11 protein-coding genes are annotated in these 12,352 nt (G+C 71.0%); 5 read left to right on the top strand and 6 right to left on the bottom strand.

Annotated features, from left to right (window positions below):
• Position 1: 1 nt before the first annotated feature.
• From YS110_21050 to YS110_21075, 6 genes are all read right to left on the bottom strand, one after another.
• Positions 2-997 (bottom strand): DUF4880 domain-containing protein, encoded by a 996-nt coding sequence (locus tag YS110_21050; protein UJB67078.1) that lies wholly within the window; start codon positions 995-997, stop codon positions 2-4.
• Entirely contained in the window at positions 994-1,563 is a 570-nt protein-coding gene (locus tag YS110_21055) for a sigma-70 family RNA polymerase sigma factor (GenBank protein UJB67079.1), read from the bottom strand. Before YS110_21055 ends, YS110_21050 begins: the two co-directional genes overlap by 4 nt.
• A 34-nt stretch (positions 1,564-1,597) precedes the next feature.
• Positions 1,598-2,692 (bottom strand): lytic murein transglycosylase B, encoded by a 1,095-nt coding sequence (mltB, locus tag YS110_21060; GenBank protein UJB67080.1) that lies wholly within the window; start codon positions 2,690-2,692, stop codon positions 1,598-1,600.
• Entirely contained in the window at positions 2,689-4,740 is a 2,052-nt protein-coding gene (locus tag YS110_21065; protein UJB67081.1) for a DUF3488 domain-containing protein, read from the bottom strand. The genes mltB and YS110_21065 overlap by 4 nt, the downstream gene beginning before the upstream one ends.
• 71 nt (positions 4,741-4,811) lie before the next feature.
• On the bottom strand, positions 4,812-5,786 hold the full coding sequence (locus tag YS110_21070; GenBank protein ID UJB67082.1) for a DUF58 domain-containing protein: 975 nt from the start codon (positions 5,784-5,786) through the stop codon (positions 4,812-4,814).
• A gap of 150 nt (positions 5,787-5,936) precedes the next feature.
• Positions 5,937-6,857: a MoxR family ATPase gene (locus YS110_21075; protein UJB67083.1), complete on the bottom strand. Its 921-nt coding sequence runs from the start codon at positions 6,855-6,857 to the stop codon at positions 5,937-5,939.
• A gap of 38 nt (positions 6,858-6,895) precedes the next feature.
• On the opposite strand from YS110_21075, the gene YS110_21080 reads away from it, so the two are divergent.
• The 5 genes from YS110_21080 (at position 6,896) to YS110_21100 (ending at position 12,313) form a co-directional block, all read left to right on the top strand.
• Positions 6,896-7,855: a histone deacetylase family protein gene (locus YS110_21080; GenBank protein ID UJB67084.1), complete on the top strand. Its 960-nt coding sequence runs from the start codon at positions 6,896-6,898 to the stop codon at positions 7,853-7,855.
• 140 nt (positions 7,856-7,995) lie between these two features.
• Positions 7,996-8,781 carry an enoyl-CoA hydratase gene (locus YS110_21085; GenBank protein ID UJB67085.1) on the top strand — a complete coding sequence of 262 codons (786 nt, stop codon included), beginning with the start codon at positions 7,996-7,998 and terminating at the stop codon, positions 8,779-8,781.
• Positions 8,782-8,957: 176 nt separating this feature from the next.
• Positions 8,958-10,247 (top strand): mechanosensitive ion channel, encoded by a 1,290-nt coding sequence (locus YS110_21090; protein UJB67086.1) that lies wholly within the window; start codon positions 8,958-8,960, stop codon positions 10,245-10,247.
• A 371-nt stretch (positions 10,248-10,618) separates the two neighbouring features.
• A complete protein-coding gene (locus YS110_21095; protein UJB67087.1) occupies positions 10,619-11,368 on the top strand; it encodes an electron transfer flavoprotein subunit beta/FixA family protein in 750 nt (249 codons plus the stop codon).
• On the top strand, positions 11,369-12,313 hold the full coding sequence (locus YS110_21100) for an electron transfer flavoprotein subunit alpha/FixB family protein (GenBank protein ID UJB67088.1): 945 nt from the start codon (positions 11,369-11,371) through the stop codon (positions 12,311-12,313).
• Positions 12,314-12,352 lie beyond the last annotated feature (39 nt).

Consider the following 12,352-nt stretch of genomic DNA (forward strand, 5'->3'; position numbering starts at 1 on the left):
CCTACGCCCGCTCGATGCGCACGAGCCAGCCGCCGGAGTGCACATGCACCGCCACGGGCAGCGTTTCGGCGATGCTCCGGAGCGCTTCGTCGGTGTCATCCAGCGGGTAGCTGCCATACACCTTCAAGGCCGCGGCCGCCGGGTCAATGCGCAGGAACCCGGCGCGGTAGGCGCGCAGGGCATCGATCACCTCGCCCAAAGGCCGGTCGTACACGGTCACGCGGCCGCTTTCCCAGGCGGCCGCGGCAACGGCCTCCTCGGTGGCCGGGCGCAGGCCCTGGGCCGTCAGCGACGCCGTGCCGCCAGAGGGCAGCTCCACTGGCGGCCCCTGCCGGGGCGTGATGCGCAGCGCCTGGTCCAGGGCGGCCACCAAGCTGCCTTGTGCCTGCTGCCGCACCAGCAGGCGCGCCGGACGGCCGGCATCCAGCGGCTGCACCTCGCCATGCGCGCTGACGAGGCAAAAGGGCCGCTGGCGGCCGGGCAGCACATCGGCGATGAGGGCGCCTGCGCGCAGCGTGACCTGGCGCCGCTCATGGGTGAACTGCACATCGGCCGCCGAGCGGGCATTGAGCAGCAGGGTGCTGCCATCCGCCAGCGCAAAGTGCCGGCGCTGGCCGGTTGCGGTATGCACGTCGGCGAAGGTGTGCTGCAAGGGGTCGAAGCGCTGCAGGAGCGCGGCGGTGCCGGCGCCGGCCCCGCCCAGGGCCAGCGCGCCCCTCAACACGTGCCGCCTGCGCTGGAGCCGCGTCTTTGCTTGGGCCAGCGCCTGCGCCATGGCCTGGGCCCGGTCCGGCGCGTGCGGGTGGAACGCGCGCACGGGCGCCAGAACGTCCGCCACCGGCCCGTTCAGGTGCAGCCATGCGGCACGGTGGCGTTCGTCGCGTTCCAGCCAGGCGTCGAAACGCTGCCTTTCCGCGGGGCCCGCCTCTCCGGACTGGAGCAGCACCATCCAGCGGATGGCCTCGCGCGCCGTGGCGTCCAGGGGCGGCGCGCTCATGGGCCGGTGCGCAGATGCCAGCAGGCTTCCCAGCACCGGGCCATGTAGCGGCGCACCATGCTGGCCGAAACCCCCAGCTGCTGTGCGATCTGGGCGTAGGTGAGGCCGTCGAGCTGGCTCATCAGGAAGGCCTGGCGCGCCTTGTCGGGTTGCGCATCCAGTGCATGCGCGATGGCCTCCAGGGACTCGACCAGCAGGGCCCTTTCCTCGGGCGACGGCGAGACGGCCTGCGGCAGTGCGGCGATCGCGTCGAGATAGGCCTGCTCCAGTTCCCGGCGGTGCCAGAGGTTGATGAGCAGGCGCTTGGCCACGGTGGCAAGGTAGGCCCGTGGAGCCTCCAGGGCATCGGCCTGCGGCCGGGTGATGACCCGCAGGAAGGTCTCCGAGGCCAGGTCTTCCGCATCGGCCCGGTTGCGCAGCCGGTACGACAGCCGCTGCAGCAGCCACGGCTGGTGCTCGCTGAAGAGCTGGGCCGCCATCGCCATGGGCCGGGGGGCGGACGGCGGCGCGGCGGGATGAAGGAGCGGGAGGGTAGGCACGGGATTGGTAGTGAGAACTTTTCTCATTCCAATCCTATCATCGGCGGGGCGCGCGAACCCCTCAGCGCGCGCCGTCGCGCGCCGCCGCCACCGCCTGCCCCAGCTCGATCACCGCCAGCGCGTAGTAGCTCGACCAGTTGTAGCGCGTTACCACGTAGAAGTTCTCGGTGCCCGCCACGTAGACCGGCGCGGCGGCGCCGTTCTGCAGCTCGACCAGCGCCAGCTGCCCCGGGTGCTGCGCGCCCGCGCCCAGCGGCAGCACGCCCTTGTCGGCCATGCTGGCAGGGCTGAACGTGGGCAGGATGTCGGGTGCGAGCAGCGCGTCGAGCTGCAGGCGCTGCGCGTCGAAGTCCACCGCGTAGTGCGTGGGCATGCCGGTGACCCAGCCGTGCGCCTTGAAGTAGCTGGCCACCGAGCCGATGGCGTCGGCCGGGCTGCCGAACAGGTCGATGCGGCCGTCGCCGTCGAAGTCCACGGCCCAGCGCGCCCAGCTCGACGGCATGAACTGCGGCATGCCCATGGCGCCGGCGTAGCTGCCGCGCGGGGTGAACGGGTCCATGCCGGTGCGCTCGCACAGGCTCAGGAACTGCTCCAGCTCGCGCTGGAAGAAGGCCTGGCGCTCGGCGGCGCGCGGGTGCGCGGCGGGGAAGTCGAAGGCCAGCGTGGCCAGCGCGTCCATCACGCGAAAGCCGCCCATGTGCTGGCCGTAGATGGTTTCCACGCCGATGATGCCGACGATGATCGCGGCCGGCACGCCGTACTCCTGCTCGGCGCGCGCCAGCGTGGCGGCGTTGTCCTGCCAGAAGCGCAGGCCGGCGCGGATGCGCACGGGCTCGACGAAGCGGCTGCGGTAGGCGTTCCAGTTCTTGGCCTGCCCCTTGGGCGGCGGCAGCATGAGCTGCGGCACGCGCGGCAGGAAGCGCGCCTGGCCGATGGCCTGGCGCACCCACTCGCGGTCCAGCCCGCGCCGCGCCGCGAGGTCGTCGGCGAAGCGCAGCGCCTCGGCGCGGCTGGCGTAGGGCGTGGTGCCCTGGGTGGCGTCGGCCTTCCTGGCTTGCCCGGCTGCCGGTTTTTTTACGGGTTTTTGGGCTGTAGCGCTTGCTGGTAAAGCGCTGGCAGCTATCGAAAGTGCAGCAAATGCGAGGAGTCGTTTCATGGCGGAGAGGCAGGGCGGCGCCGGGGCCAGCGCAGGCGGCGCAGTTCGCGCTGCAGCTGCGCCAGGCTGGCGTCCGCAAGGGGGGCGTAGCGGGCCTGCTCCAGCCGCAGCAGCCAGGCGCAGGCAGGGGTGCCATCGGCACCGAATTGTGCCTGCGCGCGCGCGGCCATGGCGCGCGGCGGCAGGTGCGCGGGCAGCGCGAGGCCGGCGCGTGCCAGGCGTGCGCGCGCCTGGTCCAGCAGGCGCACCCAGGGGTCGGTGCGGTGGCGTTCCCACAGGGCCCACAGGGCGCCGCCGCCGGCGGCCAGGCACACCAGGGCGCCGAGCAGGCGCAGCAGGTCCTGCCAGTCGGGCGTGGAGACGCCCAGCGCGCGCAGCAGGTCGAGCTGGCGGCCCTGGGTGTAGTTCAGCACCCACTGGTTCCAGCCGTTGTTCACGGCCTCCCACACGGCGCGCAACTGCTGCGCCATGCCGGGGCTGATGACGGTGCCCATGGCGCCGGCGAACAGCCCCTGCGGCGCGCGCAGGCGCTGCAGCTGGCCGACGCGGCTGGGCGCGACGGCGCCGGTGGGGTCCACGCGCACCCAGCCCTGGCCGGCAATCCAGACCTCGGCCCAGGCGTGGGCGTCGCTCTGGCGCACGGTCCAGTAGCCGTCCACGGCGTTCAGGTCGCCGCCCTGGTAGCCGGTGACGATGCGCGCCGGCACGTCCATGGCGCGCATGAGCACGGCGAAGGCCGAGGCGATGTGCTCGCAGAAGCCCTCCTTGCGCTGAAACCAGAATTCGTCCGCCGTGTGCTCGCCGTACACGCCGGGGTCGAGCGTGTAGGTGTAGCCGCCGGTGCGCAGGCGCTGCAGCGCGGCGTCCACCAGCGCGGGCGTGCCGCCCTGGGCCAGGCGCGGGTCGGCGCGCAGCTCGGCGGCCAGGGCGCGGGTGCGCGGGTTGGAGCCCGGGGGCAGGGCGGTGTAGGGCGCCAGCGCCGGGCCGCGCTCGCGCGGGCCGTAGCGGAACTGCGGGTAGCTCTCGGCGCGGTAGCGCAGCACGCTGGTGAGCGGGCGGCGCGCCACCCACTGCAGGTCGGGCGACATGCGCGCGGTGGTGCCCTCGGGCAGTTCGGGGGCATGGCGCGCGGCGTCGAGCACCAGCAGCCAGGGGCGCTGGTGCGGCTCGAGCGTGGCCTCGTAGGCGATGGGCGTGCCCTGGGTCTCGAAGAGGGCCAGGTCGGGGGCCTGCGCACGCAGGTGGATGGTGTCGCCGGCGCGCCACTCGCGTCCGTCGAACTGGCCCAGCACCGGGCCGCGGAAGTACAGCTGGTGCTGCGCGGGTGGCGCGCCCTGCGGCGTCAGGAAGCGCACGCGCAGCGCCACGCTGTCGTCGAGCGCGAGCTGGGCGATGTTGCCGACGCGCATGTCGTCCGACAGGCCGGTGCGGCCGCTTTGCAGGTCGCTGGGCAGGCCCCACAGCGGCGCCATGCGCGGGAACAGCACGAACAGCGCGGCCATGATGGGCGCGCCCAGCAGCGCCATGCGCCCGGCCATGCGCAGCGACTGCGCCAGGGGCGGGCGCCCCACGGGCATGTGGGCATTCACCAGCGCGGCCAGCAGCCCCAGCAGCGCCAGCAGCATGGCGGCGGCCACGGGCAGGGCCTGCGAGAAGAAGAAGTTGGACAGCAGCGTGAAGAAGCCCAGGAAGAACACCACCATGGCGTCGCGCCGCCCGTGCAGCTCCAGCGTCTTCAGGCCCAGCAGCATCACGATCAGCGTCACCCCGGCGTCGCGGCCCAGGATGGTGCGGTGCGTGAGCAGCGTGGCGCCCAGGGCCAGCGCGAGCAGCACGCCGATCACCCAGCGCCCCGGCAGCGGGCGCCCGCGCCAGGCCAGTTGCCCGCGCCAGGCCAGCAGCGCCAGGCAGGTGGCCGTGGCCCAGGGGGGCAGGTGGCCCGCCAGCGGCAGCACGATCCAGGCGATCACGCCCAGCAGGAACAGCGTGTCGCGCGTGTCGCGCGGCATGCTGGCCAGGGTGGCGGCGAGGCGGGAAGAAGGTTTCATGTGCTACCGAAAAGTGAGCTGCTGGCGCTTTATGGGCGGGCGTTTGAGGCCGAAATGATTAAAAAATTCATTCAGCACAGCGCCAGTGCCTCCAGGCAGCGGCGGCGGTGCTGCGCCCCTTCGCCGGGGGCGATGGTGGCGCCCCCGGGCAGGCGCAGGCCCCAGCGCAGGCCCAGCCGGTCGGCCTGCAGCACCCAGGCCGTGACGCGGGCGATGCGCGCCTCGGGGTCTGGCAGGCCGGCGCGGTCCACGTCGAGCCACAGGTCGGTGCCCTGGCTTTGCTGGGCGTCGCGGCTGACCAGCGCGTGGCCGCCGGTGGCGAAGGCCTGCGCCGCCTTCTTCCAGACCACGAGCTTGAGCGGGTCGCCGCGCCGGTAGGCGCGCACGCCGTCGAACTCGCCCGCGCCGCCGGCGCGCGTGGCGTGGCCCTGGCCGGCGCGCGGCTCGCCCGGGGGCAGGGGCGCGGCGGGCACTTCCGGCGCGGGGTAGACCAGCACCTGCGCGGCGGGGCGCCACCAGGCCCAGACGCGGAAGGTGCCGAGCGGAAAGAGCGTCTGCGCCGTCAGCAGCGGCAGCGCGTGCAGCCCGCGGCGCGGCGGCTTGAAGGCAATGTGCACCTGGGCCGCGCCCTGGGCCGGCACGTCGGTCCAGGCCCAGTGGGGCGCGCCGCCCTCGTGCCAGGTGGCCAGGGCGATGCCGTGGCGCGGGCTGCGCCGCGCGTTGTGCAGCTCCACCGTCAGCGTGGCGGCCTGGCCCTGGAAGGCGGGCTCGGGCGGCAGCAGGCGCAGCTCGGTGCCGCGCAGCGTGGCGTGGCAGATGTGCATGCCCGCGGCGGCGCTGCCCGCCAGCAGGAAGGTGAGCAGGTAGCCCAGGTTGAGCTGGAAGTTGATGGAGGCGATCAGCAGCACCAGCAGCGTGAGCGCCAGCATCCAGCCCGAGCCGGTGGGCAGGATGTAGACGTTGCGCTGGGTCAGCGCCAGGGTGTCGGTGGCGGGCAGGCGTGTCTGCCACCAGCGGCGCAGCGCAGCAAGCGGGTTCTTGGGCACTTCGCGGTTACCCCCGGCACATGAACCCGGCGCGGCCCAAGCGCGGGCAGCCGCGCAAGGGCCGCCCCGCCGCGCTGGCTGCGTCCCCCTCCCGTAGCGCGCAGCGCGTAGAGAGAGGGGGAAGGCGCCGAAGGCGACTCAGGGGGTGCTTCATGGCAACGGCGTGGCTTCGACCATGGCGCGCACCTGCTCCAGCGCGCCGCGCCCGGCGTCGCCCACGGGCACCAGGCGGTGGGCGATGGTTTGCGGCAGCACGGCCTGCACGTCGTCGGGGGCGACGTAGTCGCGCCCTTCGATCAGCGCGCGCGCCTTGGCCGCGCGCACCAGCGCGATGCCGGCGCGCGGCGACAGGCCCTGCACGAACCAGCGCCCCGAACGGGTGGCGGCAATCAGGTCCTGCACGTAGGCCAGCAGCGCGTCGGAGGCGTGCACGGCCAGCACCGTGCGCTGCAGCGCCTCCAGTTCGTCCTGCGACAGCAGCGGCAGCAGGGTATCGACCATGTCGCGCCGGTCGTCGCCCGCCAGCAGCAGGCGCTCGGCCGCGCGGTCGGGGTAGCCCAGCGAGATGCGCATGAGGAAGCGGTCGAGCTGGCTCTCGGGCAGCGCGAAAGTGCCCAACTGTTCCAGTGGGTTTTGCGTGGCGATGACGAAGAACGGCCGCGGCAGCGCATGCGTCTGGCCTTCGATGGAGACCTGCTTTTCTTCCATGGCTTCGAGCAGCGCGCTTTGCGTGCGCGGGCTGGCGCGGTTGATCTCGTCGGCCAGCAGCACCTGGGCGAACACCGGGCCGGGGTGGAACACGAAGCCCTCCTGGCTGCGCTCGTACACGGAGACGCCGGTGAGGTCGCTGGGCATCAGGTCGGCGGTGAACTGCACGCGCGAGAACTGCAGCCCGAAAGTGCGTGCCAGCGCGTGTGCCAGCGTGGTCTTGCCGACGCCCGGAACGTCCTCGATGAGCAGGTGGCCCCCCGCCAGCAGGCAGGTAACGCAGTCCTGGATTTGTAAGCTTTTCCCTACTATCACCGTGTTAAGCTGATTCAGTAACAAAGTGATTTTCTGTTTTGCGTGCATTGCGCGACGTTATCCGAAAAAAGCAGCAGAAGGGAGACATGACTGTGAGCAAGACGGGCTTTTACACCCACGAGGATTGCCGGAAACACGAAATGGGGCCGGGCCACCCGGAATGCCCCGAACGGCTGGACGCGATCCAGGACCGGTTGCTGGTGTCGGGCGTTTCCGACGCGCTGGAGCACCTGGAGGCCCCGCTGGCCTCGCTCAACGACATCGAGCTGGCGCACGACCGCCTGCACGTCGCGGCCCTGCGCGGCCTGACGCTGCGGCTGGTGGAGGAGCAGGCGGCGGGCGGCCCCGAGCACACCTCGCTGGACTCCGACACCTCCATCAACGCCCATACCTGGACCGCCGCGCTGCGCGCCGCGGGCGCCGCAATGGCGGCCACCGATGCGGTGCTGGCCGGCGAGCTGGAAAACGCCTTCTGCATGGTGCGCCCGCCCGGCCACCACGCCACGCGCAGCAAGGCCATGGGCTTTTGCTTCTTCAACAACGTGGCCGTGGCCGCCAAGTACGCGCTGCAGCGCCACAACCTGCAGCGCGTGGCGGTGATCGACTTCGACGTGCACCACGGCAACGGCACCGAGGACATCCTGGCGGGCGACGCGCGCGCGCTGATGTGCAGCTTCTTCCAGCACCCGTTCTACCCCTACAGCGGCGACCACGAGCCGGCGGCCAACATGTGCAACGTGCCGGTGCCGGCGTACACGCGCGGCATGGACATCCGTGAGATCGTCGAGATGATGTGGATTCCGCGCCTGGAGGAGTTCAAGCCCGAGCTGATCTTCATCAGCGCCGGGTTCGACGCGCACCGCGAGGACGACATGGGCCAGCTCGGCCTGACCGAGCAGGACTTCACCTGGATCACCCAGCGCATCAAGGACGTGGCGCGCCGCTACTGCGGCGGGCGCATCGTCTCGTGCCTGGAGGGCGGCTACGTCATGAGCCCGCTGGCGCGCAGCGTCGAGGCCCACGTGCGGGTGCTGGCCGACCTCTGACCAGCGCGCCGGGGAGGGCTGGTCAATAATCGCCGGAACCCGTTCCGGCGTCCCTCTCTAGTGTGGCGAACACCACACTAGCACGGGGGCGCCATGTCCCATGCGCCGCGGCGCCCGCGGCGCGCACAGGAGCCTCCGACATGACCCCCACCCCCGAGCTTCTCCAGGCCACGCGCGACGCGCGCGGCGTGGTCACCCTGACGCTGAACGACCCGGCGCGCTTCAATGCGCTGGGCGCCGACATGCTGACCGCGCTGCAGCAGGCGCTGGACGGCGTGGCGCGCGACGAGGGCGCGCGCGTGGTGGTGCTGGCCGCCCAGGGCCGCGCGTTCTGCGCCGGCCACAACCTCAAGGAAATGGCGCAGCACCCGGAACTGGCTTACTACCAGCAGCTGTTCGCCCAGTGCTCGCGCATGATGCTGTCGATCCACAAGCTGCCCGTGCCGGTGATCGCGCGCGTGCACGGCATGGCCACGGCGGCGGGCTGCCAGCTCGTTGCCCAGTGCGACCTGGCCGTGGCCAGCGAGGACGCCAGCTTCGCCACCAGCGGCATCCACTACGGCCTGTTCTGCGCCACGCCCAGTGTGCCCCTGGTGCGCAACGTGCCCGCCAAGCGGGCCATGGAGATGCTGCTCACCGGCGACTTCATCGACGCGCGCACGGCGCTCGACCAGGGCCTGGTCAACCGCGTGGTGCCGCCCGAGGCGCTGGACGCGGAGGTGGAGAAGCTCGTGCAGTCCATCCTCGGCAAGCCGCGTGTGGCCGTGGCCATGGGCAAGGCGGTGGTCTACCAGCACCGCGAGCTGGGCCTGGACGCCGCCTACCAGCTCGCCGGCCAGACCATGGCCGCCAACATGATGGACGCCGACGCGCAGGAGGGCGCCCGCGCCTTCGCCGAAAAGCGCCAGCCCGCCTGGAAGGCCTGAGATGAAACAACACCCCCCTGAGGCGCTTCGCGCCTTCCCCCCGCTCTCGCATGGCTGCGCCATGCGGGCAGGGGGACGCCACCAGCGCGGCGGGGCGGCCCTTGCGCGGTGGCCCGCGCATGGGCCGCGCCGGTTTCATGGGCTGCGGGTGGCGCGCAGCGCCATGGAAAACTGAGATGGCGCAGTCTGCGGACAAGCCGATGTTCGACGACGTCGGCCACTGGTTCGAGCGCTTCCTGCAGCCCGGGGCGCTGGTCGAGCTGGGCGTGTTGGCCGCCTGCGTGGCCCTGGCATGGGCGCTGGTGCAGCGGCTGTCGCCCAAGGGCCAGGCGCAGGACCGGCGCTCCATCCTCTGGGGCCGCAGCGTGGTCGATGGCGCGCTGTTCCCGCTCACGCTGCTGGCGCTGGCCTACGCGGCGCGCGCGCTGGTGGCGCTGTGGCTGCCGCTGGCCGTGTTCAAGCTGGCCATTCCCGCGCTGGTGGCGCTGGCGGTGATCCGCACCGGCGCCAAGGTGCTGCAGGCGGCCTTCCCGGAATCGGCCTGGGTGCGGCCCATCGAGCGCACCCTCTCGTGGGCCGGCTGGGCGGCCATGGTGCTGTGGGTGACCGGGCTGCTGCCGCTGCTGCTGCACGACCTGGAGGACATCACCTGGAAGGTGGGCAACACCACCATGTCGGTGCGCACGCTGATCGAGGGGGCGGTCACCGCGGGCCTGGTGATGATCGTGGCGCTGTGGATCTCCTCGGCCATCGACGGGTGGCTGCTGCGCTCGGCCACGGGCAGCAGCCTGTCGGTGCGCAAGGCCCTGAGCAACGCCCTACGCGCGCTGCTGCTGTTTCTCGGGCTCACCATCGCGCTGTCGGCGGTGGGCATCGACCTGACGGCGCTGTCGGTGCTGGGCGGCGCGGTGGGCGTGGGCATCGGTTTCGGCCTGCAGAAGCTGGCCGCCAACTACGTGAGCGGCTTCGTCATCCTGGCCGAGCGCAGCATCCGCATCGGCGACAACGTGCGCGTGGACAACTTCGAGGGGCGCATCACCGACATCACCGGGCGCTACACCGTGATCCGCTCGGGCGGGGGGCGCGAGTCCATCGTGCCCAACGAGATGCTGATGACCAGCCGCGTCGAGAACCTTTCGCTGGCCGACCTCAGGGTGTGGCACTCTACCGTGGTCAGCGTGGGCTACGACAGCGACGTCGATCTGGTCATGCGCCTGCTGGGCGAGGCGGCGCTCGCCAGCCCGCGCGTGCTGCGCGACCCCGCGCCCAGCGTGGCGCTGTCGGCCTTCGGCGCCGATGGCCTGGAGTTCACCGTGGGCTTCTGGATCAACGACCCGGAAAACGGCACGCTGGGCCTGCGCTCGCAGATCAACCTGGGCATCCTGCGCGCCTTGCGCGCGCATGGCGTGGATATTCCCTACCCGCAGCGGGTGCTGCACTGGCAGGGCGGCACGCCTCCGCAGTAGCGCGCTTGCGCTATTCATTGAATAGCTGCTTGCGCTTGCTGCATAAGGTTTTGAGGCATTTTCGATGCATGGAAAATCCTGCGCCGTGCGCCTCCCAGGGGGAGGGGCCCGCCGCCCGCGCACGGCTGCAGTTACAGTAGCCGGGCCGCGCAACCCGCGCCGCGCCGGATGGCGCCGATGCGCCCGACGCGACAGCCGGGCCTGCCTGCCAAAAGCAGCACTGGCCTATAATCCTTCAAAAAGCACGATCGTTCTTTTTTTGCCGATGCGTGGCTCGGATGGCATAACCCGCCGCCATCCGCCGCCGTGCGGCATACAATGTTCCAGTTTACGTAAACGTCAATTCAATCAACTCCCAAGGAGCCGCTGCAATGAAGGTTTTGGTCCCTGTCAAGCGCGTGGTGGACTACAACGTGAAGGTCCGCGTGAAATCGGACAACACGGGCGTGGACATCGCCAACGTCAAGATGAGCATGAACCCCTTTGACGAAATCGCCGTCGAGGAGGCCGTGCGCCTGAAGGAAAAGGGCGTGGTGACCGAGATCGTTGCCGTCTCCTGCGGCGTGGCGCAGTGCCAGGAGACCCTGCGCACGGCCATGGCCATCGGCGCCGACCGCGGCATCCTGGTCGAAACCGACGCCGAGCTGCAGCCCCTGGCCGTGGCCAAGCTGCTCAAGGCCCTGGTGGACAAGGAACAGCCCGGCCTGGTCATCCTGGGCAAGCAGGCCATCGACGACGACGCCAACCAGACCGGCCAGATGCTGGCCGCGCTGGCCGACCTGCCGCAAGCCACCAACGCCAGCAAGGTCGAGCTGGCCGCCGACAAGGTCAGCGTGACCCGCGAGATCGACGGCGGCCTGGAAACCCTGGCCTTGGGCCTGCCCGCCGTCATCACCACCGACCTGCGCCTGAACGAGCCGCGCTACGTCACCCTGCCCAACATCATGAAGGCCAAGAAGAAGCCGCTCGACACGGTCAAGCCCGAAGAGCTTGGCGTGGACGTGGCCCCGCGCCTCAAGACCCTGAAGGTCAGCGAGCCGCCCAAGCGCGGTGCGGGCGTGAAGGTGGCCGACGTGGCCACCCTGGTCGAAAAACTCAAGAACGAAGCGAAGGTGATCTAAATGTCGGTACTCGTTATTGCTGAACACGACAACGCATCCATCAAGGGCGCAACGCTCAACACCGTCACCGCAGCAGCCGCTTGCGGCGGCGACGTGCACGTGCTGGTGGCGGGCGAGGGTGCCGCCGCAGCCGCTCAGGCCGCAGCCCAGATCGCCGGTGTTGCCAAGGTCATCCACGCCGACGGCGCGAGCCTGAAGAACGGCCTGGCCGAAAACGTCGCCGCGCAAGTGCTGGCACTCCAAGGCAGTGGGGCGGGCAACTACAGCCACATCCTGTTCCCCGCCACCGCCAGCGGCAAGAACGTGGCACCCCGCGTGGCCGCCAAGCTGGACGTGGCGCAGATCAGCGACATCACCAAGGTGGTGGGCGCCGACACTTTCGAGCGCCCCATCTACGCTGGCAACGCCATCGCCACCGTGCAAAGCGCAGATGCCACCAAGGTCATCACCGTGCGCACCACCGGCTTTGACGCCGCAGCCGCCACTGGCGGCAGTGCCGCCGTGGAAGCGGCAGCCGCCGTGGCCGACGCGGGCAAGAGCAGCTACGTGGGCAGCGAAATCGCCAAGAGCGACCGCCCCGAACTCACCGCCGCCAAGATCATCGTCTCCGGCGGCCGTGCGCTGGGCAGCGCCGAGAAGTTCAACGAAGTCATGACCCCGCTGGCCGACAAGCTGGGCGCGGCCATCGGCGCCTCGCGCGCCGCCGTGGACGCGGGCTATGCGCCGAACGACCTGCAGGTGGGCCAGACCGGCAAGATCGTGGCGCCGCAGCTGTACATCGCCGCCGGTATCTCGGGCGCCATCCAGCATCTGGCCGGCATGAAGGACTCCAAGGTGATCGTGGCGATCAACAAGGACCCCGAGGCACCGATCTTCTCGGTGGCCGACTACGGCCTCGAGGCCGACCTGTTCACGGCCGTGCCGGAACTCGTCAAGGCCCTGTAAACCGTTGCGCCGCAGAAAAGGCATCGCTTGCGATGCCTT

The organism is Acidovorax sp. YS12 (genome assembly GCA_021496925.1).
GTDB lineage: Bacteria > Pseudomonadota > Gammaproteobacteria > Burkholderiales > Burkholderiaceae_C > Paenacidovorax.